Annotated in this window: 21 protein-coding genes; 13 read left to right on the top strand and 8 right to left on the bottom strand. The window is 59.3% G+C overall.

Translation table 11 applies throughout. The annotated features are described in order from the left end of the window. Positions 1 to 194: 194 nt before the first annotated feature. Both HYG82_RS22700 and HYG82_RS22705 read left to right on the top strand, forming a co-directional pair. Positions 195 to 494, top strand: a complete 300-nt coding sequence (locus tag HYG82_RS22700; RefSeq protein WP_179259421.1) for a hypothetical protein — start codon at positions 195 to 197, stop codon at positions 492 to 494. 261 nt (positions 495 to 755) lie between these two features. Then, complete coding sequence (locus HYG82_RS22705) at positions 756 to 983, top strand: ribbon-helix-helix domain-containing protein (RefSeq protein ID WP_179259422.1); 228 nt, start codon at positions 756 to 758, stop codon at positions 981 to 983. A gap of 281 nt (positions 984 to 1,264) precedes the next feature. Here the strand turns inward: HYG82_RS22705 and HYG82_RS22710 are convergent, their stop codons facing one another. Continuing rightward, entirely contained in the window at positions 1,265 to 1,453 is a 189-nt protein-coding gene (locus tag HYG82_RS22710) for a DUF7550 family protein (protein ID WP_179259423.1), read from the bottom strand. Between the two features lie 199 nt (positions 1,454 to 1,652). Here HYG82_RS22710 and hisF point away from each other — a divergent pair, with 199 nt between their 5' ends. Then, the gene (gene hisF, locus HYG82_RS22715; RefSeq protein WP_179259424.1) at positions 1,653 to 2,468 is read left to right on the top strand and encodes an imidazole glycerol phosphate synthase subunit HisF; all 816 of its coding nucleotides are present in this window, start codon (positions 1,653 to 1,655) and stop codon (positions 2,466 to 2,468) included. A 366-nt stretch (positions 2,469 to 2,834) separates the two neighbouring features. After that, on the top strand, positions 2,835 to 3,671 hold the full coding sequence (locus HYG82_RS22720) for a hypothetical protein (RefSeq protein ID WP_179259425.1): 837 nt from the start codon (positions 2,835 to 2,837) through the stop codon (positions 3,669 to 3,671). 86 nt (positions 3,672 to 3,757) lie between these two features. Here the strand turns inward: HYG82_RS22720 and HYG82_RS22725 are convergent, their stop codons facing one another. After that, the gene (locus HYG82_RS22725; protein WP_179259426.1) at positions 3,758 to 4,042 is read right to left on the bottom strand and encodes a DNA-directed RNA polymerase subunit L; all 285 of its coding nucleotides are present in this window, start codon (positions 4,040 to 4,042) and stop codon (positions 3,758 to 3,760) included. A gap of 143 nt (positions 4,043 to 4,185) precedes the next feature. Here HYG82_RS22725 and HYG82_RS22730 point away from each other — a divergent pair, with 143 nt between their 5' ends. Beyond that, entirely contained in the window at positions 4,186 to 6,024 is a 1,839-nt protein-coding gene (locus HYG82_RS22730) for a rhomboid family intramembrane serine protease (RefSeq protein ID WP_179259427.1), read from the top strand. Positions 6,025 to 6,176: 152 nt separating this feature from the next. On the opposite strand, the gene HYG82_RS22735 is transcribed toward HYG82_RS22730, so the two are convergent. Further along, entirely contained in the window at positions 6,177 to 6,839 is a 663-nt protein-coding gene (locus HYG82_RS22735) for an METTL5 family protein (RefSeq protein ID WP_179259428.1), read from the bottom strand. Positions 6,840 to 7,231: 392 nt separating this feature from the next. Between HYG82_RS22735 and HYG82_RS22740 the strand changes: the two genes are divergently transcribed. Beyond that, positions 7,232 to 7,402 carry a zf-TFIIB domain-containing protein gene (locus HYG82_RS22740; RefSeq protein ID WP_179259429.1) on the top strand — a complete coding sequence of 57 codons (171 nt, stop codon included), beginning with the start codon at positions 7,232 to 7,234 and terminating at the stop codon, positions 7,400 to 7,402. A gap of 83 nt (positions 7,403 to 7,485) precedes the next feature. Here the strand turns inward: HYG82_RS22740 and HYG82_RS22745 are convergent, their stop codons facing one another. Both HYG82_RS22745 and HYG82_RS22750 read right to left on the bottom strand, forming a co-directional pair. Beyond that, the gene (locus HYG82_RS22745; protein ID WP_179259430.1) at positions 7,486 to 8,517 is read right to left on the bottom strand and encodes a disk-shape morphogenesis protein volactin; all 1,032 of its coding nucleotides are present in this window, start codon (positions 8,515 to 8,517) and stop codon (positions 7,486 to 7,488) included. Positions 8,518 to 8,613: 96 nt separating this feature from the next. Beyond that, positions 8,614 to 9,534 (bottom strand): cell division protein CdpA domain-containing protein, encoded by a 921-nt coding sequence (locus HYG82_RS22750; RefSeq protein WP_179259431.1) that lies wholly within the window; start codon positions 9,532 to 9,534, stop codon positions 8,614 to 8,616. Between the two features lie 234 nt (positions 9,535 to 9,768). On the opposite strand from HYG82_RS22750, the gene HYG82_RS22755 reads away from it, so the two are divergent. The 7 genes from HYG82_RS22755 to HYG82_RS22785 all read left to right on the top strand — a co-directional run bounded on the left by HYG82_RS22755 (position 9,769) and on the right by HYG82_RS22785 (position 17,391). Further along, positions 9,769 to 10,368 (top strand): HalX domain-containing protein, encoded by a 600-nt coding sequence (locus tag HYG82_RS22755; RefSeq protein WP_179259432.1) that lies wholly within the window; start codon positions 9,769 to 9,771, stop codon positions 10,366 to 10,368. 52 nt (positions 10,369 to 10,420) lie between these two features. Next, a complete protein-coding gene (gene dph2, locus HYG82_RS22760) occupies positions 10,421 to 11,470 on the top strand; it encodes a diphthamide biosynthesis enzyme Dph2 (RefSeq protein WP_179259433.1) in 1,050 nt (349 codons plus the stop codon). 253 nt (positions 11,471 to 11,723) lie between these two features. Next, positions 11,724 to 12,926: a DUF7344 domain-containing protein gene (locus tag HYG82_RS22765; RefSeq protein ID WP_179259434.1), complete on the top strand. Its 1,203-nt coding sequence runs from the start codon at positions 11,724 to 11,726 to the stop codon at positions 12,924 to 12,926. A 198-nt stretch (positions 12,927 to 13,124) separates the two neighbouring features. Beyond that, positions 13,125 to 13,958 (top strand): MBL fold metallo-hydrolase, encoded by an 834-nt coding sequence (locus HYG82_RS22770; protein WP_179259435.1) that lies wholly within the window; start codon positions 13,125 to 13,127, stop codon positions 13,956 to 13,958. Positions 13,959 to 14,030: 72 nt separating this feature from the next. After that, the gene (locus HYG82_RS22775) at positions 14,031 to 15,626 is read left to right on the top strand and encodes an AAA family ATPase (RefSeq protein WP_179259436.1); all 1,596 of its coding nucleotides are present in this window, start codon (positions 14,031 to 14,033) and stop codon (positions 15,624 to 15,626) included. Between the two features lie 98 nt (positions 15,627 to 15,724). Further along, positions 15,725 to 16,651 (top strand): phosphoribosyltransferase HisG-related protein, encoded by a 927-nt coding sequence (locus tag HYG82_RS22780; protein WP_179259437.1) that lies wholly within the window; start codon positions 15,725 to 15,727, stop codon positions 16,649 to 16,651. Between the two features lie 290 nt (positions 16,652 to 16,941). Next, entirely contained in the window at positions 16,942 to 17,391 is a 450-nt protein-coding gene (locus tag HYG82_RS22785) for a universal stress protein (RefSeq protein ID WP_179259438.1), read from the top strand. A gap of 40 nt (positions 17,392 to 17,431) precedes the next feature. On the opposite strand, the gene HYG82_RS22790 is transcribed toward HYG82_RS22785, so the two are convergent. From HYG82_RS22790 to HYG82_RS22800, 3 genes are all read right to left on the bottom strand, one after another. Beyond that, positions 17,432 to 18,646, bottom strand: a complete 1,215-nt coding sequence (locus tag HYG82_RS22790) for a CBS domain-containing protein (RefSeq protein ID WP_179259439.1) — start codon at positions 18,644 to 18,646, stop codon at positions 17,432 to 17,434. A 735-nt stretch (positions 18,647 to 19,381) separates the two neighbouring features. Continuing rightward, positions 19,382 to 20,428, bottom strand: a complete 1,047-nt coding sequence (locus HYG82_RS22795; RefSeq protein ID WP_179259440.1) for a tyrosine-type recombinase/integrase — start codon at positions 20,426 to 20,428, stop codon at positions 19,382 to 19,384. After that, positions 20,418 to 20,813, bottom strand: a complete 396-nt coding sequence (locus HYG82_RS22800; protein ID WP_179259441.1) for a DUF5805 domain-containing protein — start codon at positions 20,811 to 20,813, stop codon at positions 20,418 to 20,420. Before HYG82_RS22800 ends, HYG82_RS22795 begins: the two co-directional genes overlap by 11 nt. Between the last annotated feature and the right edge of the window lie 768 nt (positions 20,814 to 21,581).

Genomic DNA, 21,581 nt, shown 5'->3' on the forward strand with positions numbered 1-21,581 from the left:
CGGCGTACGTACTGGTCTCGGGGCGTCGGACGGTCCAGCCACGACGATCGGTTAGCCAATACACTTCCGAACGGGAAAGGGAAAATTGGCAGGACTGTAGCGGGATTGAAACGGCAGGAACGCTTACACATTGGATAGTTTCCATTGAAACCCTCGTCATCTCTTAGTACAGTCTCCCCGAGAGCTATCGTTGCATGGCGAGCAGACAACAGCTTACGGAACAGGAAGTGACAGAACAGGAACCAAAAGAGGTCGGCGAACAGGCGATGGGCCCAGCGGTCCTCGCGTCAGCCGCGTCGGTCGGCCTTTCGTTGTATTACTTTTTCTTCCGCGGAGAACGCCAACTCGGCGCGTTCATCGGTCTCTGGCCGCCGACGATACTCGCGTTTGCGAGCTACTTCAATCAACGGCAGATGCAAAAACAGCTTAATACGTTGACTCAACCTGGAACGACCCTGAAGAATGCGTTCGATTCGATGATGGGGAACCGCTAGGGCGAGTTGCTTCTCGGGCGATCTCCCTGACCCGCGTTTCCCAGCGAGCGCGATGTCTCGGTCAGTAACTTCCTCTCATTTAGAGAGTGACTCTCGTTTGAGGGGTGACTATCTTTTCTCCGAGAACTGTCGTCGACGAGGCCCAACCAGAGCGGTGAGGGAAGAGCCGATCCGTGACCAACTGCGACGATTGCAGTCCAGTTCCAACTGCTGTCGAATCCCCGTCAAACCTAAATACCCCCTCGCCGAAAGCCGAATCAGATGCCGAAAGTAGAGATCACCATACCGGAACACCTCGAGATGCAGATCGCCCAGATGGTCGAACGCGGCGAATTCGTCAACCGCGAGGAGGCAATCGAGGACCTCCTTTCGACGGGAATTAAAGCGTACAAAACTAGCGGACCAATGGACGAAGACGAAACAGGTACCGGCGGGACTGGCCTCGAAGACGACGGGATGATGGGCCACGACGACGAGTACGTCTTCTAGCGTCTCTGGGCAGAGTAGAACCGAAAACTCACGCTTCAGGGCAGTGATACGGGCCTCGAAGAGGAGAACGAAATCGGTCCGCTCCTGAGTGTGCGGACTCGAGCGGTCCTTCGCCTCTCTCGTCTGGACAGCATTGGGACTCGCTCTTTCAGTATGGACCCGTAAAGTGACAAAGCGGTGTGCAAAACCAGGTGACCAGTATCCCTCGCTTAGCGATGGCAGGCGTCACTGGCCGTGTAACGCTTCCGACGTGCTCCCGACGGTCGCCGTCGGGGCGACTATCACACGCCGACGGTTAAAAGCGGAATTCCAAATGCAATCGCTGCCCCCACGACGGCGACTGCGCCACCCACCAGTACGTCACGCGAGGAATACGCACTCATCGGGGCTGTCGTACGCTCTGCAGTGAGATCGTGCCCGACGTCGGCCCCCGTGTCCGCTCCGTCTGGGGTCTCGGTTTCGTCCGTCATACTCGCTCGTTCACGACTCGATCACTTAAGCGCACCTACGTGGTGGTCCGATTTGGAACGTGGCCGAACCCTGGTCCTGATAGTCGCCAGGGTTCGGTTGTCTCAACCGTCGGCGGTCGTAGCGAAACAGTCGTGCGACGTCACGACCGATCCAGACCGCTTTACTATCCTCGGGCCGAATCATCTCGATAGGAACCACATGGTACTCACCAAGCGAGTCATCCCGTGTATCGACGTGGATCTGGACGAAAACGGGAATCCGGCGGTCTACACGGGCGTCAACTTCGAGGATCTCAAATACACAGGCGATCCGGTCGAGATGGCGCGTGCGTACAACCGGGCGGGTGCCGACGAGTTCGTCTTTCTCGACATCACCGCCTCCGCGGAGGGTCGCGAGACGATGCTCGACGTCGTCGAGCGCGTCGCCGACGAAGTTTTTATCCCCCTGACCGTCGGGGGTGGAATACGGACGACCGACGACATCAAAGAAACGCTGCGGGCCGGTGCCGACAAGGTCTCGATCACGACCGGCGCACTCGAGCGGCCGGAACTCGTCAATGAAGGTGCACGGGCGTTCGGCAGTCAGTGTATCGTCATCAGCGTCGACGCCAGACGTCGGTTCGACGAGGCGGGCGAACACTACGTCGAGATCGACGGCGAATCCTGCTGGTTCGAATGTACGAAGAAGGGCGGCCGCGAGGGAACCGGAATCGACGTCCTCGAGTGGGCTGTGGAGGCCGAATCTCGAGGCGCAGGAGAGTTGTTCGTCAACTCGATCGACAAGGATGGGACGAAAAACGGCTACGACCTGCCGTTGACCTCGGCCGTCTGCGAGGCCGTCGACACGCCTGTCATCGCCTCCTCGGGCTGTGGGGGGCCCGAGGACATGTACGACGTCTTCACCGAGGCCGGTGCCGACGCCGGGCTCGCAGCCTCGATTTTCCACTTCGACGAGTTCTCGATCGAGGAGACGAAAGCCTATCTCGACGACCACGGCGTTCCGGTTCGGCTCTGAATACGCAGTCGGCCTTTCTCGATCCGATGGCGCACTTCGGTTAGTATCCAGTCCGCTTTTGCAATCGGGGCCGCGACGGTTCTCGACGAATTCCGAGAATGTCCCTGGTATCCCACCCCCGCGCGCAGTCGACAAACGTTGTTCCCCCTACAACGGGTGCCAGCCTCAAGCGCGTCGAGTAACCAGGCGACCGTCTCGAGCGAGAATCGACTGCGTCGAGATGAGGGCGTCCGTTCTCACGTCGTACGGATTGCAGGCTGCTTTCCCCGGGGAAACGCGGTACGGCTTCGGGTCTATACCGTTGGGTCACCGTCTTTTCTTCGATCGCCGATACGTTTATTTGTGTGGCAACAAGCCGTTCGTTCAGTGAGATGGAGGTGTACGTGGTGTGGGAAGCCACACGAAGAAAACGACCCGCCGTGTGATGCCTGCGGGCACAATACGTTCGAAAAGGCAATCGTTCGAGTAGACGAAAACGGGGACCGAACCGAGGACGAGCCAGCGGTGTCGGAATCCGTTGACACCGGTCGGAGCTTCGTCTGGACCTGTACAGAATGCGGTCGGGAACACGTCCGAAACTCGCCGCCGTGCTCTCGCTGCGGGAATCCACAGCTCGTACAGACCGAACAGACGTACGACGGATTAGAACGCGACCTGTCCGCACCGGGCTGGCTCGAGGTCATGAAACCGTACGTGCCGGTGGTAATCGGGTTCGCCCTCGTTGCCGCCGTGTTCGCGACAGGGCTCGTCTCGCTGCCTGACCTGCCGGGTTCGGGGCCGCCCGCACCGCCCGACGCGCCGGGCGAGGGGACCGAAGCTTCAGGGATCGACCTCGAAACGACAGAGGAGGTGATCCACGAACGCCTCGAGGCCGAGCGCAGCGGTTCGAGGCGCTACGACGATGGCCTTGCAGCGTACGCGGAATATTACAACCGCGCGTACGTGGCGATCGAGTACGAAGACGCGAGGGTCGAGAAAGTATCACTGGACGACTTCGGAATCGATTGTCATGGGACGCTCGACGAGGGCCAACTGCCGTACACCTTCTCGATCGCAGACTACGACGACGAAGCAACACTCGCCGACGGCGTCGTCGAACGGCTGCAGTCCGGCGATGTCGTCACCGGTTCGGGATACGACGTCGAGGGAATCGACATTCACGTCGTCGACGGCTCTGTCTACGTATTCTACGCGACCTGTTGATCTGCGCTGTGTCTTCGGCTCGGACCGGAACCGACACTGGAAAACGAAACGGGGCGGTCAGCGAAGGGGCCGAGGGTCGACGGCTGTTACGCGGCGGCTTCGAACGCGTCGCGAAACGACGTCGCCTTCTCGCGGACAGTCACGGCTGCCTCCTCGAGGCATTCGAGCGGATCTGCGCCGCCCTCGGTTTTGAGCGTCAGAATGGGCTCGGTCTGACCGCCCGACTGTTCGGGGTTGACGTCGTAGGTTGCTGCACTGACGTCCTCGTGCTCGAGTAGTGCACCCTTGAGAACGTTCATGAACGTGTGATCCTCGCCGGCAATCTCGATGGAGAGTTCGTCCTCGGTACTCTCGGTGACCCGCAGTTCCATGTCAGCCAGTCCGTTCGTCGGCTGCTTGTACCTTTCGAAGCGGCTGTTCGTCAGCCGTCAATACGAGTCTGCCTGCACCGTCGTGGTTCGATCGACGTCCGACGAAGGCAAATCACTATACGGACCCGTTCGAACCACGGACCATGCGTTTACTCGCGATCCTGTTGGCTGTGACCGTCGCGGCCACGTTGGTGGGGTCGATCGCGGTCGTCAGACGTATCCATCGGCCGGAACCACGCTGGCGCGATATAGCGCAACAACGGCTCCTCTACGGTGTGCCGTGGGGCACGATCGTGGTGATCGCGTTCGTACTCTGTGTCTATCTATTCGTCCAAAGTGGCTTCACGGACTTCGACAACCCCGTAACCATTCCCTTTCGCACGTGGTCGTATTTCTATCCGCTCGGAATGGCAACGGCCGCGTTTTCTCACGCTGGCCCTGGTCACCTCATCGGAAACCTGACGGGGACTGTCGTCGCCGCACCGATCGCGGAGTACGCCTGGGGACACTACCTCGACGATGGTGACACGAACCGAGCGGACTCGTGGCGGACCGATCCTCGAGTGCGGGCGGTCGTGATTTTCCCGCTGGCAGTCATCGTGGTCGGGCTGATGACTAGCCTGTTCGCGCTCGGTCCGGTGATCGGCTTCTCCGGCGTCGTCTTCGCCTTCGCCGGGTTCGCGATCGTTCACTATCCGATCGTGACGATAATCGGAACACTCGGCGTCCAGAGCGTCATTGTTCGGCTCTATTCCGCACTGCAGGAACCGATCCGCGTCTATACCGTCCAGCCGAGTCCCCCGTCGGCTCCCTGGTGGGCCGGTATCGCCATTCAGGGCCATGCGCTCGGGCTCTTTCTCGGCTTCGTTCTCGGTATCGTCCTCCTCGAGCGCCGGAACACCCGTCCCGATCCGTTTCGGATCTGGCTCGCCGTCCTTCTCTTCGGGTTCACCGAGGGACTGTGGGCGATCTACTGGTACGGGGCCGAGAATTCGTTCATCCTCCTGCAGGGTCCCGGCGTCGCCATCGTCTCGATTCTCGCGCTTCTCGTGACGCTGTCGGTATCTCTCCCCGAAGAGCCCATCGTGCCGGCGCGACTGAAGCGCCTCATTCCGGGCTTCCAGCGGGTGCGCGCCCGATCAGGCGCCGCGCGATCCTCCGTCGATCGGGTACTCGAATTGGCCGGAAGCGGGAACGACGCCGATACCGCCGGGGCCAGGATCGACCGTATCCGCGAACTAGCCGCAGGGCCCCGACGACAGGCCAGCGAATCGCCGTTGGGTTTGAGTGTGAGCCGTCGGAGTGCGGCGTTTCTGGCGGTCGTGTGCGTTCTTGCGATCGTCGCCGGGATCGCCGTCCCATTTAACGTGTTCGTCGTCGAGGACGCGACCGCTTCCTCGGACGCAGCCGTCCAGATAGAGGATTACACGGTCGAATACGTAGAGGGAGTCCCGAACGGTCTCGTCACCGGTTTCGGTCTCGAATTTCTCGAGACAGACGATGGGCTCGAGTCCAGCGGAGTGATAGTCGAGAGCGACAAACGTGAGGTATGGTTCGAGGCGGTCAGTGCACAGCGGCTCGCCTTTACCGGCGAGGAAACGGTCTACGTCGGCGGCCCAGGCTGGCGGGAGGCAGTACACGTCGAGCGCACGGGCTGGGTGCCCGTCGGCAACGACACCGTCTATCAGGTCTGGCTGTGGGAGGACGGCGCTGAGCGCCAGCTCGCCCACGAGTCCAACGATTCGCGGGCGGAGGCTCGCATCGCCGGTCGGAACGTGACGATCGACTCCAGCGGCGGCGAATTCGTCATCACCGTCGACTCGGGCGGGATCGGCGATGCTTCGTCAGCGCCGTTGCCGGCTGAAAACTCGTCAACGACGATCGACGGAGTCAGCTTCGAGCGCCGAAACGAGACGGTGTACGCGGCCGCCGACGGGACGCGGGTTGCGGTCGCGAGGGAGGAGACGTACGACGGGTACTGATATCGCGACGACCCCCGGTCGGTACCACCACGTCCAGGCGGTGACGGTAGTCGAGTGCAGTAAGTCACGGTTCACTCGGACGGTTCCAATCGCACTCCCTCCTGCCGTTCGATCACGCACCTGCCGAATGCCGATCACGGGCGCATCGTCCACTACTCTCGAGTGGCCCACTCGATACGGAAGACCTCGGCCTCGAGCGTTTCTTCGGCGGCTGTATGAAACTCGAAGCGCTTCAGAATCGGAAACTCGGCGCGAAACGCGTGGGTCACGGACCCGCCTTCGTCGTCGGCGAACGATTCGACGAAGTTCCGACTGCCCTCGTTGTGAATCGTAAAGGAAACGGTTCCGATTTCGGCTGCCGTCTCGAGAAATCGACGATCTGCGTGTCGGTTTCCCCGTTGCGCTCCGAAGGGTGGGTTCGAGAGGACGGTCGCCTCGGTAACCAAGAACGGATGGCTGGTGACGTCTCCACGAACCCACTCGATTGCGAGCCCATCGCCGCTGTCGGACTCGTCGCCGTCTCCCGCCGAAACAGTTCGTTCGTTCCGTCGAGCGACGTCGAGCGGGCCGTCGTCGATGTCGATTCCGGTAACGCGATCGGCACCGGCCAGTGCTGCACCGATTGCGAGCATTCCCGTTCCAGTGCCGAGATCGACGACGTGTCCCTCGAGATCCCCCTGTATGCGCGCCAGATGACAGACGTGTGCGGCGAGTTCTGGCGGTGTCAGATACTGCTCACGATTCGCAGCCGGCTCCGAAAAATCCTCGAGGATCTCGAGTCGGCGAGCGAGCGTGCGCCGGGAGGGGCCGGACATACGTACGTGACGGTTCTCGACCGTTAAGGATCTCTCGAGTTCCACCGCGGGTATCGTCGCGGTCAGCTCAGTTCGAAAACGACGACGCGTCGGTTCGTCGTCTCGGCTGCCGTCGGTCCGAACGGGCCGGCAATGCCCCGCGGGCTGATAGCGATCGATCGACGTGGCCGACGATCGACACACGCCGCACCCACGCGTACTAACTGGACCGAATAGTACGAACCGATCGATTAGTTCGACCACCATATGCGAGTGATCCAACGGCCGATCGACCGGTCTACGACCCGAACGAACCGCGTGGCGACGTACGTGGTCTGTGTAGAGGAGTGCCGATATTGCTAAAATATGACAGTTTCGAATAAAGTTAAGGACATCCCGTGAAAGTTACACGTATGGACGAGTGTCCGCGTTGTGGGGGGGCGATCGAGGAGTTCGCACTTGGGGAGGTGTCGACCGTTACCTGCCCGCAGTGCGGGTTTGCCGATGTGCCCGTCGAACATCAACCGAGGCGCGAGGAGATCGAATCCTGGCGGGACGCGTTCAACCGATTCTACGAGCGATAGGTCTCGAGTGGCGTCCATCGCCGTCACCGGGACGATTCGATCTCGAGTGGACGCCCGAAGAAAGAAACAGTGAAAAGCGAGTGTTATTCGTTTGCTGGCGCGGCTTCCGCCTCGTCGTCTTCCGGTTCGTGATCGACGTCTTCGTCGGAACGGGCGGCGACGAGGCCACCGCGTGCCACGCTATACAGCGGTTCGTTCGCGTGCGTAACGCCGCTGATCGAGAACGGAATGTTCGCTTCCTCGAGATGGTCGCGGAACAGTGCTTCGAAGCCGCTGGGACTCGAGGTACCGCCGGTAACGACGACGGGGACGTCGAGGCCCTCTTCGACGTCCTCCTCGTCGACTTCCGTGACGATGTTTTCGATGACGTAATCGAGTAAATTTTCGTAGTAGATCGACAGCGCACCTTCGACGCCGCCGACGTCCGTCGTGAAGTCGAGTTCGAAGTCGTCCTCCTTGATGGACGTAACCTTGTCGACGGGCGTCCCGGTTGCGCGTGCTGCTTGCTCGTCGACCCAGTCGCCACCGCGAGCGACGGAGAATTTCATCACCGGGACGGCGTAGTACGCCAGACAAACGTTCGTCATGCCGGCACCGAACGAGATTCCGAGGCCGGTGAAGTTGTTGTCCGCGAGTTCGGAGTAAATGACCGACATCCCTTCGTTGATGGGCTCTGCGTCGTATCCCATGTCGTCGAGGAAGGATTCGATCGTCTTCTGGTGATACAGCGTCGAAAGATCGGAATCGATCGGATCCGCGGGCGTCGAGAAGTAGAGCTTCTCGTCGGGATATGACGGTTCGCCGACGACCTGTTCGATGATGAGCTTCATCATCGGAATCGCGCTCTGTTCGTCGTTCGAAAGGATTCCGTGTTTCATCGGGCGGCGCGTCTCCTTGTTGAAAATGTTCGCGAAATTGAGCGCGTCGTCGCCGACGACGTAGACCTTGTCGTCCTTTCGAATGTGAAGTACTTCGCTTCGCGAGAGCATCTGCTCGGCCATATCCGAGTACTCGATCTCTACGAAGGAGTTACGCTGTTGCACGAAAACCGTATCGTTCCCATCCTGCTGTGCTGACAGGATGTTCATCGTTCCAACGTCTAGGCCTTTGGCCATGTGTGGGCAAGGCAACCGACGGACCATAAATCTATGTGCGCCACTTTCGGAACTGATACTACGGCCCAAGGTGCTATTACTTTCAGGCGACCCCTTTTAATTCCTATTTACGAGGTTACGGAACCGCTCGAGCACGTTCCTAACCGCCTTCGTCATCGTCGCGACAGGACCGTCGTCGTCCGCCGTCGCCAGTTCCTCCGCTCGCTTTTGTTCGCGGAGTTCTTTCAGTTTTGCCGTCTGATCGTCGACCGTCGCACTCGAGGTCGTCGTCTTGGTTTCGCCGCCTTTCAATCCCTTCAGGCCGGCGACTTGAGCGTCGACGCCCGTAGATCGGGTGGTCGTCGTGCCAGCGTCGGTGTCGACGCTGACGTCGTCGAAATCGTCGTTCGAGAACTGGAGCCGTTTGTGCTCAGTTTTTTCGACGCCGCCCCAGGAGAGATCGACGTCCTCCATCGCGTCGTCGATGTCACGCCGGACCTGTGCGTCAGTTATTTCGGGGTCGTCGTCTCCGGTGTCCTCGGTCGTTACGACCTCTGCCTGTTGGGCCATCGTCAGATAATGAGCTATTAACGACGCACCAGTCGAGGCCGTGATGCCGGCAAGGCCGACCGCATAGGGAGCGATAACCACGACGGTGTGATCGTTTCCGTACCCGTTCCAGTCGTGGGGATACGCGATGAGAAAGCCAACGACCGCAGCCGCGGTGATTACCACGCCCCCGATGGACGTGTACAACACCCGCCGCTCGGAAGGAAGTAGCGTAACGATCCCGAGCATCGTGACCGGGAGTGCTATCATCGCGAGCGCGTATGCAGGACCGACCCACGCGAAGTATCCGACAGTTCTCGCCTCGAACGTGTTCCCCCAGAGGAAGAGCAAGAGTCCGACGACCGCCAGACCGATTCCGCCCAGAAAGAGACCGAATCCGACGTAGACGTCGGTCCGATCTTCCGGTTCTCCGATGTATCGACGGTAGAGGTCGAAGAGATAGCCGTCTGAGGCCTGTTCCGCTGCCATTAGAAGCCTGTTTATACTCCAGTACTATGACTGTTGGGACGAGAAACGAACCGGACGTGTGTCCCCATCGCCAGCCCTCGCGGTCACCACGAAACGTGTCCGTCTCCGCTTCCAAAGATAAACGCGCCTCCGATCGCCGCTGCTTCCCGGCGGTGGTTTCCTCCCGGACAATCGGTCATAAATTATACCATACTTTGATATCGATCGGGTTCACAGATACAACCATCGCAAATTATGTCTGGTGATGCGCATGCCGTTCTCGTCGCTGACGACGATTCCGAAGTCGTAACCCGAATTCAATCGTGGCTCGCCGACGACTACGTGGTTGAGACGGCGACGGATGGCGACGAAGCACTTTCGCTTCTCGAAAGCGTCGATGCAGTTCTCGTCGGGCGGAATCTCCACACGTCTTCCGGAACTGCCGTCGCGATGGAAGTCGAACGCCACGCGGCTCTTTCGATGGCGGTCCTTCGCTCCACCGGACCTGGAACCGATAGCTGTACGTCCACCCCCGATTCTCTCGCCAAACCCGTCGCAAAGGAACCGCTCCTCGAGACGGTCGATCGACTGGTGCGGCGCACTCGGTACGACGAACTGATGGCCGAATGTGCATCGCTGGCGGTCAAATGCGGTGCACTGGAGACACAGGTGAACGTCGATTGTTACGCCGGAGACGACGAGGAATACGTAACCCTCCAGCAGCGACTCGCCAACCTATTAGTCGAACTCGACGACCTGATTCATACCTTCGACGGAAACGATTTTCGAGCTGCATTTGCGACGTGTGATTTCATCGGGAACGCTCAGTCTCAACACGCCGAGCGGCTCTCGTAAGGCCGATTCAAGAAGCGCCGCCGTTATACGTTCGTGGCCGTAAGAGACGTCAATGAGTCAGGATTCGGAGTACAGTGAGGGCGACCTCAGGAATACTGGTATGCGTCTCAAACACGATCGTGAGTGGGATTACGAACTCGAAGAGATCGTGGACGCGATCGAGCAGCGAGACGCGACGAAAGTCGGGTTACAGTTTCCCGAGGGGTTAAAACGACGGGGGCCGGCCGTCGCAGACGACCTCCGAGAGCTGACCGATGACGACGTAACGTTCATGCTGTCGGGCCAACCCTGTTATGGCGCCTGTGATCTCGACACCTATCTCATGAAACGCACCGACGTGTTCGTCCACTTCGGCCATTCACCGATGAAGGACACGGACAAGGTGATTTACGTTCCGCTGTTCTCGAACGTCGAGATAACGCCGATTATGGAAGAGGCCCTCGACACGCTCGAGCCGCCGGAAGAAACTGACGGCGTCGGCCTCGTTACGACCGCCCAGCACATGAACCGCTACGACGAAATGACCGAGTTCCTCGAGGATCGCGGGTACGACGTCCACAGTCGTCGCGGGGACGAGCGGCTGACCCATGAGGGACAGGTACTGGGGTGTAACTATGCAAGCGCGGACGTGCCCGCAGAGCAAGTGCTCTACGTTGGCGGCGGGAAGTTCCACCCCCTCGGTCTGGCGATGGAACACCCCGACAAACACGTCGTCATCGCCGATCCGGTCAATAACGTCGTTACCGTCGCAGACACGGAGAAATTTATGAAACAGCGGTACGGCGCGATCCACCGCGCGATGGATGCCGAAAAGTGGGGCGTCATCTTCTGTACCAAGATCGGTCAGGGCCGATGGGAAACAGCCGAAGAGATCCTGGAAAATAACGAGAACGCCTATCTCATCACGATGGACGAGGTGACGCCCGACCGTCTCCGGAACTTCGATATGGACGCGTTCGTCAACACCGGTTGTCCACGGATCACGACCGACGACGGGCCCCAGTTCCACAAGCCGATGCTCACACCCGGCGAGTATCGGATCGCGGTCGGTGACGACCCCCTCGAGAGTCTCTCGTTCGATACGTTCCACGGCACCTGGTAGCGAGTCCGAACGTCTTCCGGAGCGCCTATTCTCACGTCCGTGACGTGAACCTGTGATCCGTTGCGGTGACTGTCACCCGTCAGAGACGAAATCTTCTTCTTATATATTTCAAAACTGGCCGAAATAAGTTACTGCATTATACCTAAATGCCACACAGTACTTCTGGTTTTTTGGTCTATTGCCGGTAATGGGTTACTGATTCCAAAGTAGTTTGGAGTAGTTCTTTTGCAGGCTAGTCACCGAGTAGTAGTCAATGAGTAACTCAGCTATGAGCGAACCCACGGCCGATCAACGAGACGAACTGTTCAGTGCCCTCTCGAGCGTCGGTGGGCGAGCCGTCGTCCGCATCGTCTCCGAACGATCGCCGAACCGAATCGAGAAAAGCGACATTGCGTTCCGGCTTGCAGCAGTAATCGCAGATATCCGTCTCGCCGACGTTTCCGACGTCGACCACAAACGAGCCCTCGCATCCCTCCATCATCGACTCTTACCACAGTTGACGGACGTCGGTTTACTCGAGGAAACGAACGACGGCTCGATCGAGGTAACAGACCACTGGGCATTCGACGGTCGGGGATTCGAAGATCTCCTTCCGATCAGTGATGAGGATGATCCAGACGTTCGTGATACGATATTCGAAGCGCTCGCCGACAAACGCCGGCGGACGATACTGTCGGTGCTCAGCAATCAGTACCACCCGGTCGCGACTGAAACCCTCGCGCGCGACGTCGCAGCCCGCGAAGCCGACTCGACCGAGCGAGAGATCTCGGAACGGCGCGTCGAGGACGTCTTCACGTCGCTCGTTCACGTCCACCTTCCGCTGTTGAACGAAGCCACGCTCATAAGCTACGATAGCGTAGACGATCGGGTCTCCTACGAAGGCCACCCCGCAGTTCGCGCCGAATGGCTTCGGTCCGCCTATCGATCGACGGGAAGCGACTCCGGTGTCGCGACGTCGGATACGGATCTGGCGAACATTCGCACGCTCGAGGACCGGAAGTCGATCATCACCACTGGCCAGTCTCTCTGCGAGGTGGCCGAAGACGAATTGTTCCTTCTGTTTGCGAAAAGCGAGTTGCTCGAGGAAGGCTGTTATCGCCGGATCGAGGACGCGGTCGACCGCGGCGTCGACGTGTATCTCGGTTCGCGCGACCCACGGATCCGCGACCTCGTTCGCGAACGGATTCCTGAAGTCGTTCTCTGGGAACCACAGTTCGACTTGCTCACTCTCGCACCGGAGGGTGAGTCCGTCGTCCGATTGGTGTTTGCCGACAGGGAGGCGGTCATGATCGGGACCCTTCAACGATCGGCACAGGACGACAGGACTGCCGAAGCGGCCATTCTGGGCGACGGCCCGCACAACGGTCTCGTCGTCATGATGCGCCAGATGCTCGCGTCGCGACTCGAGCGTATCGACGCCCAGTCCGACGACTATCGCTTGCAGTTCCCGTTGTGACGTCGTGGCTGTTTACCTCGGTCACCGAACGCTATACTCGCGGTCAGTCTGTCTCTGCGGTCGTCGCTATCGGTACCCCGGGAGCGTCGCCAGTCGGATTTCGGCTGGGAGCTACCGGTTCGCTGAATGAGTGTGGATCTGCTTCGTTTTCCGGTGAATACAATAACACTTACCCAGTTGGTCTCCGCATCTTCGGACATGATCGAAAGCGATTGGAGCGACTGGCTCGTCCGTGACGTTTCGAATGCGTCCCCGGACGGCGTGGCGATTTGGTATCTCGGCTGCAACGGCTTCATCTGCAAAGGAAGCGACGGGTCGACGATTTACATCGATCCGTACCTCGGTCTGGGGGACCCACCGCGAACGATCCGCATGATTCCAGTGCCGTTCGATCCGGCGGACGTCGACGAAGCCGATGCCGTGCTCGCGACGCACGAACACACCGACCACGTTCACGGACCGAGTCAGGCACCGATCCTCGAAAATACGGGCGCGACTCTCTTCGCTCCTGACGATAGCATCGCAGTCGCTCGCGAAAACGAAAACTGGACGAGCGAGTGGGACGTGACGGACGACCAACTGAGCGAAGTCACCGAGGGAGACACCCTCGAGGTCGGTGGATTCACGATCCGGGTCGAGGAGGCATACGATCCCGACGCGACGCATCCGGTGAGCTACGTGATCGAACACGAAGCCGGTACGTTCTTCCACGGCGGAGATACGAAGCCGACCGACGAATTCGAGCGGATCGGAACGGAGTACGACATCGACCTCGCCGCACTTGCGTTCGGAACCGTCGGTCAGATTCCGGATAAAGAGACACGCGAACCGAAACGAACGCGCTGGTACAACGACGAAAACCAGATCATCGAGTGTGCCGACGCCCTCCAGTGTGATCGGCTGTTGCCGAGCCACTGGGACATGTGGAAGGGACTCACCGCCGATCCGACGGTGCTACACCACCACGCACGAAGTTTTGCACATCCAGACCGACTCGAGATCGTCGAGATCGGGGACCGCGTCGATCTGTAGCGATCTCCCGCCACTCATTCGGTGAGTTCGTCCGCACAATTTATAGTAATGGTATGGTAACGTTGGTCTCATATGAGTAGCACCGCCGACACAGACGACGTGATCGAGATCAGTACCGACGGGATTGCCGTCCAAAAATCGTTTACAGCGGACGAGTTTCCCGTCCCTGCGATCAGGTTCGAGATCGAATCGAACCGTGATGAGTCGGTTACGTTTCAACTCTCGGAAGACGTTCCGTCATCGTTTCCGATGGACAGGGTCGGTTTCCACCCGGATTATCACAGCGACAACTGGACGGCATTCCAGGACAATCACGTCGAGTTTACGGCGACGCTCGAGCCGAACGAGCGCCTCGTCACGGTTTACGGGATTCAACTCGACGACGAAAGTCGAGCCGGGGAATTCCTCTCCGAGCCGACCGTCGTCGAACGCAGTGAAGACGAAGACGTCAGCACGACGGATGCGGAGGAACTAGACGACGAACTGATCGGGAGTATCGTCTCCGATGACCGCGATCAAGCTGTAAAAGATATGATTAGTGGAGACTCGGAATCCATGCCGGGTCTCGACAACGACGAGATAACGATCGATACCGGTCCGGAGGCCGAGACGGACGACGCCGCATCGGAGGACTCAGTCGGGCTGGACCTCGATCTCAGCGACATCGATCCGGACCCGATCGACGTCAACACGGACGATACCGAAGACGAGGCGGACGATACACCGAACATCGATCTCGGATTTGAAGAAGAAGAGATTCCGGAGCCGGATACCGACGAGACCGCCGTTGGGTCGACCGACGACGAAGGCGATAGGCCCGACATCGATCTCGATGTCGGTACCGACACGAGTGCATCCACTACCGAGGGGCGCCCCGAAGCTCCATCCGAGACACGAACGGATACCGGACCCGATATCGATATCGATCTCGGTGAGACGACCACCGGTGGCCCGGACGATGATTCGGCCGTGGCCCCATCTGCCGAGTCAGAACCGGACGAGGAGGTCGAGATCGACGTCGGAGACGAACCGACCACGTCGGCCGAACCGACCACGTCAGCCGAACCGACCACGTCAGCCGAACCGACCACGTCAGCCGAATCGCCGCCGGGTCTCGAGACCGAATTGGACGGATCGATCGCAGCTCGCCTCGCAACCGAAATTCGCGAGGGAACGGTCGACGACGACGATCTCGAGGTCATTCAGGCCGAACTCGACATCGAACCGACGGGGGCAGATATCGCGAAAATCGACCATCTTCAGTCACGCGTCGAGGAGGTAGCTGCCTATACGGATGCGCTTCAGACGTTCCTCGAGGACAACGGTACCGGCGAACAGCTCATCGAAGAGGTCCAGTCTGATCTCGAATCGCTCGACGCCGATCTCTCGTCGATGGATACCAGACTCGAAGAGACAGAGTCTCGTGTCGACGATATCGAGGGCGAGGTCGTCGACCTCAGCGACTGGAATACCGACCTCGAAGCCGATCTGGGGGAAGTTACGGACGATGTCGACGCGGTCGAGGGGACCGTCGACGAACTGGCACACGATATCGGGACGGTCGAAAACGACCTCGAGTCCGTCGAAAACGACCTCGAAGATGTCCAATCCGACGTGACGGATATCATGGAGTGGCGCGACCAACTCGGTTCGATGTTCTCCGAGTAACAACGTCAGCAGGTCTCATCTACTCCTCTAATAGATTTACACTCACTGCGGTTTTGAAAACACAACTCGTTTATCCATCGCCGATTGAGAACCGGTCGATGGGCGAGACGATACCGATCGCTGTTCCGCGAAAAGGCCGGCCACTCGAATCTGTACTCGATCGGCTCGCCGCTCGACTCGACATTACGGGACTTGCCGATGACGTCGCGTCGACGCTTCGCCACGAAAAGGCACTCACGAAGGGGACGATCGATGCCGACGAAAATGACGTCTATCATCGCCTCGCAGAGTACAGTACTGTCGATGACCCGACAAAGCCCGAGTATACCCTGCTCCGGGACGATCGCGCCGGAAAACCCCGCCGTATCGTCTTCGATAGCGTCACGATTCCGCTCGCCGACGTCGAGGGTGCACCAGACGACGCTGAAATTCAGCTCGTGGGTCGAGAGGAGCCGTTTCGCTCCCTTCGAACTCACGAGTTCGCCCTCGGTTTCGACAGCGCTGATCTCGTTCTCGAAGAGGTCGTCGAATTGCGACCGGAGCCGCTCGACCGGATTGCCGACGTAAACGCCCGGATCGACCCTTCGGATACCGACGTTCGGGTCGTTACCGGACTCGGTGACACCGTCTATCACACGCTGTTGGCCACGCCAGAGGTCGCACCCGCAGTCGACTCTCTCGACCGGGACTTCCTCGAGACCTACGAGGGGCCACTCTGTATCGAGCCTCGGTACGAACGGCTCGTTCAGGCGGTTCTCGGCACGCGAACACTCGACGGCGTCGAGTTTCGTTATCCCGAGGAGGGTCGTGAAGAGGAGGCGGCCATCGCAGATGCGGGACTGGGCGTCTATTTGACCGTCACTGGTTCGACTGCTCGCGATCACGGCCTCCTGCTCGGCGAACAACTGTTCCCGAGCGAAACCGTCCTCCTCGAAAACACCGTGGAATCCACCGACACGATCGGCGTCGTTCGGTCGTTCCTAAACGGGCCGGACCTCGAGACTGAACTCGCCGTCGAACCATAGCTGGTTTCATCGCGTGGGTCGGCAAGGCGAGACTATGTCGCCGGCCCTCACTGCACGAGTCGCTTGCAACCCTATTTTCGCCCCGACAGAGAGCATTACGAGTCCGACCGACGTCGAGTCCATCCGTCCGTTCTCGCTGTACCTGCAAACCCGTCCCGTGAGAAGCGTCACAATCGCCATCCCGATCGAGGGCCGTTTTTCGAGACCTGCAGTCGAAGACCGCTATTTCCCCCTGTGTTGTGGCGAACTCGCCCTCGCACTTCACATGACTCGGGACCGAATGCACGATTATGAAGTCCCTCGTAGCAGTCGACGGCTCCGAAGAATCTGAGAATGCCCTCGCCTACGCCGCCGACATCGTCGAAGCGATGGACGGATCGATCACGGTGGTCCACGCGGTCGATCCCACCGCTCACGACGAGGGCGGAAGCGAACCGACCGTGTCACTCTGGGATGAAGACCAGCGCCTGGTCCTCGAGAGCGTCGAAGAAGCCGAACAGCGGGGCCTGGACCTTACCCACGACGCGGCCGCGTTCGCCGACGAACTCGGTCACGACGTCGAGATCGAACTTCTCTATGGAAATCCGATCACGGAGATCGCCAACTACGCCGAGACCGAGGGATTCGACGCGATCTTCGTCGGCCACCGTGGTCGATCGGAGCGTGCAGGGCTGATGGTCGGTAGCGTCGCGAAGTCACTCGTCGAACGAGCGACAGTTCCAGTGACAGTCGTGCGCTGACGTTAACTGCTCGCCTACTCGGTATCGGATGCGGTGGCGATCAGTCCTCGAGCATCCAGCCGAAGCGCTTCTCCCATTCCTCACCGCGGGGCTTTTTGCTCCGCCCGGTGGTCTTCCTGTCTCGAATCTGGCGTTCCAGGATATCCCGCGCTTCGTTGATTGCCTGGCTCGCACCGTACCCTTCACCGGAGGCGATGTACAATCCCCGATCTGTGTGGAGCCGAACTCGAGCAAGCAGGAGTGGTCGTCCACGTCGTGTCTCGTCGTGCTCGTGGAGGTGGACTTTCGCCTCCAGAACGTTCATGTCGTGATCCCTGTCGTCGAACTTTTCGACCATCGCCACGATCTCGTCGTAGGTCACGTCGTCTATCAGATCAGTTCCGTAGATCTGGACACCCCGGCTCCCGCCGGCCTCCCAGGTGAGCGAATCGAGAATGTCCGTTTTCGTAAGGATACCGTGGGGGTCTCCGTTCTCCATGACGACCAGCGACGACCCGTCGTACTCGAACATCTCCTCGACTGCCACATCGAGCGTCTCGTCGGGCCGAATCGTTTGGACCGGTGAGGCCATGACGTCTCGAACCGGCAGGTCCAGCATTCGCGAGGACTCCCCATCCCGGGCACCGAATCCTCCGCCACGCGCGCGGGCGGAACTAGAAGATATCTCTCCACCGAACGGATCGGTTCCCCCAGCGTCGCCACCCTGGCTCTGTACCTCGGATCGGATCGTAAAGTCCGTCACGTCGTAGAGGCTGAGGATGCCGACCGCCGTGTTCTCTTCGACGACCGGAATGTGCGTGATGCGATGTTCCCGGAAGTCGTTGAGCGCTTCGCCGAGCGTCGACGCCGGACCTAGCGAGACGAGGTCTGCGGTATATGCCTCGGAGACGGTCGCCGCGTCGAGATACGGCTCGACCTTCTCGAGGATCCCATCGGCAGTAACGACGCCGATCAACTCGTTGCCCTCGAAGACCGGGAGGACGTGTGAGTCGCTGTCGATCATGAGCTGTGCCACCTTTCGGATATCCTCGTCGGGTGCGAGTCTGGGAACGTGCCAGACCAGCGATCCGAGCTTTTCGTTGGGCTGGCGATGCGAGCTTGCAAGCTGCTTTCGCGTTACGACGCCTTCGAACTCGTCGCTACGTATTACGACGCCTTTGACGTCGGAATCCGCGAACGTACCGACGAGTTTCGAGACGGTCGTGTCCGGTGTGAATTCGATGTACTCCTCCGATACGATGTCAGCAATATCCATGGTTTTCGTGTGTTTCCGCAGTGGTGATCGCTCTACGATACGGCGGACGTGGCTACAGGAACTCCCTTCGGTACCGAGTCTCAAATGTTCGAGGGTCGATATCGACACCGTCAGTCTCGTTATCTATCGTATAATCGGTGCACCGACCCACCTGCATCTGCGAGCCAGGCATTCGATTCCGCCTCTCGCGATGGAACCGTGCTCTTCGAAGCACTCAATCGATTCCGGACCGACGCCCCAGTACCGCTCGAAGACCGGATCTAGAGCGAATTTACCACCCGCACCCAATCCAGTCGGGCAGTCGGTCCCGACTCGTGGCCCGGTCCGTCGCCTTGTGGTCTTTACTGCGTCCGGTGGAGTAAGCAGAACGTCCACTCGAGGATCGCAAAGAGGGCCCAACGATGGGAGCCGACGGGGTAGCCCGTCACCGTTCGAGAATCGATCAACGGATCGAATGCAGTATTACAGGTAGCAGTGAATGGCGCATCTGGTCCCGATATCGATACTTCGACCGACCGCTTGGTATCGTAGAACGCGTCTAGACCGGACACTCAGCTTTACTGTCCGGGGTGTGCATTCATATAGCGCTATACGATTTACAAGACTGGTTTCGAACACATCGATTGAGTACTGGTATTGTTAAATATCCTGGACGAAGTGGCTGCTGATGACATTGTAGAACTGGATCAGTGGGGAATCGGACACCACGATCGTCGAGTGCCGACAGGAATTCGGTTACGCTGTCACGGTGTAGATATGCTGGAGGTAGGTTTCTCGGACGCGATCACCCCAGTTGTGGGTGTACGTGTCGATGACGTCGCCGGCGACATCGCCACGAAGATACTGGACTATCCCGCGGTCACCGGTTCGGTCGCGCAGATGGGTTGTGAAGAAGTGCCGGAAGTAGTGGGGAGTGACGTTCTCTTGCGTTCCGCCGCCCGTCCGGTACCAGCCACGTTTTCGGGCGTGTTTTTCAACGATATATCGAATGTCCGAGGGGGTGAGCCGCTCTCCCCACGAATCTCCAGTATCGAGAAAGAGCGGCTGTGCCGGCGACACCGCGTCCGGCCGGATCGCAAGCCAATCGATCAACACGCGGCGGAGCTCGGCATCGACGGGAACGATCGTATCTCGCTTTCGTTTGTTCGAGGCAGTTCGCTGTTCACCGTTGACGTCCGACCCGCGAGCCGGTTCGGCCGAGACGAACAACGATGCGGACCGGCGCTCAAGACCCACTCGGGGCATCCACTCGAGGTCGATTTCCGGCGTATCGAGGTTTAGATCCTGCATATCGAGGTTACAGAGTTCCCCCACGCGCATCCCCGTCTTCAGGAGGGTGACGATGACTGCCCGCTCGAGCGGATGACCGATGTCGGCGACGAACGAGCGCATTTCCGGCACCGACAAATCCCGTCTCGTGGGATTCGTATCGATCGATTCGGGTAATTCCTCCATCACGAGCCCCATCGGATTGTCTTCGAAGACGCCGACGCGAGTCATATAGTCGTAAAACCGGTTGAGGTACGACGCGTAGGTTGCGATGGTGCTGGGTTCGAATTCGCCACGTAGCGAGTGGATCCAGGCCATACATTCTCGGCGCTCGGGCCCGTCGACCGAATCGACCCCGAATCGTTCGTCGACGAACGATTCGAACCGCCGAAGCACGCGTTCGTATGCCTCGAGCGTCCGTTCGCTCTTGCCGTGATATCGCTGGTCGTCGAGAAAGTACGCGATAGGGTCGTCTACTTCCTCCGGAGTGACGGAGCCTGGTTCAGTCGCCATCGACATCACCATCGACCGTGGTGTACCCTCCGTGGCGACCACTGTACCGGATTCGGTTGTTCGTCTGCAATTCCTCGAGCGTGTCGTCCAGTCGCGACTCGATGTCGTCCGAGACTGCCTCGAGGAGTTCGTCCCACGAGTACGTGTCGGCGGATAGCAATTCGATGACTTGCTTTTCGAGGGCGTCACCCCCAGGGTCTGAGTCCGAAGAAGCGGGTTCCGTCGTGGCGGATTCGAACCCTTTTCGACCAGCCTGAACCATCGTTCGAACGAACTCGCTTTGGCTCATCTCGAGGTCGTCCGCGTGGGATTGCCACTCGGATTTTTGGTAGGCCGGCACGTACGTTTTGACAGCTTTTCGAGACCTGTCCGCTGAACCGCTCATACTCCGTCCATCAAACGCAGCCTCCTTCAATTTACCCATTATTCGAGCTAAGGGCCTTTATCTCATACAGTATGACGCTATTGACGGCAATAATGGGTACACTATATGAGATATTAGAATGGAAAGGGCTACAATATCGTATACCTGATTCAGGTGGTAGGTCCCACAGTTCGAGATACAAATTCAGTTCGGACCACTGTGAACGGGACACGAATCACCCAGAGCGACTGGCCGGTGGAGAACTTACTGGTGATCAGTTTCTCCAGTTTCGTACTGGCGGCAGGTGGCGATGTTCGCAAACTGAGATCCGGTTCCGATCGACGCGCAATCGGCGCTGGCCAATAGACGCGACGTCGGTATCTTCCATGGATCGATTCACAGCGTGGTGTCTCTCCCTGTTTTCCGTAGCTCGCATGTCGATTCTCTCGATCGGTAGTACTCGCTCGAGCTATCGGCACCGCTGATGGGTTCGCCATCGAGCATTTCTCTCTCCATCTTCCCGTATTTTCGTAGTGAGAGGGAGTGATACGGAAAACGCCGATACGGTCAATGGCTACCAGAGTATCGGCTACTACAGGGGGATCACGGGATCCGGAACTCGATTTCCGGCGGGTATCGAGCACAAAATCTACCCCGCATACATCGAATTCGACCGACTCGTAGCCGGTGTGGTTCGACGAAACCGACCGCAGTAGCCGATCTGCGAGTCGATAGCCGTGGCACAGCGGTACGGGCGGCCCCGTCTCATCACGGGAGCGTCGCTCAGGT

This window comes from Natrinema halophilum (assembly GCF_013402815.2).
Lineage (GTDB): Archaea > Halobacteriota > Halobacteria > Halobacteriales > Natrialbaceae > Natrinema > Natrinema halophilum.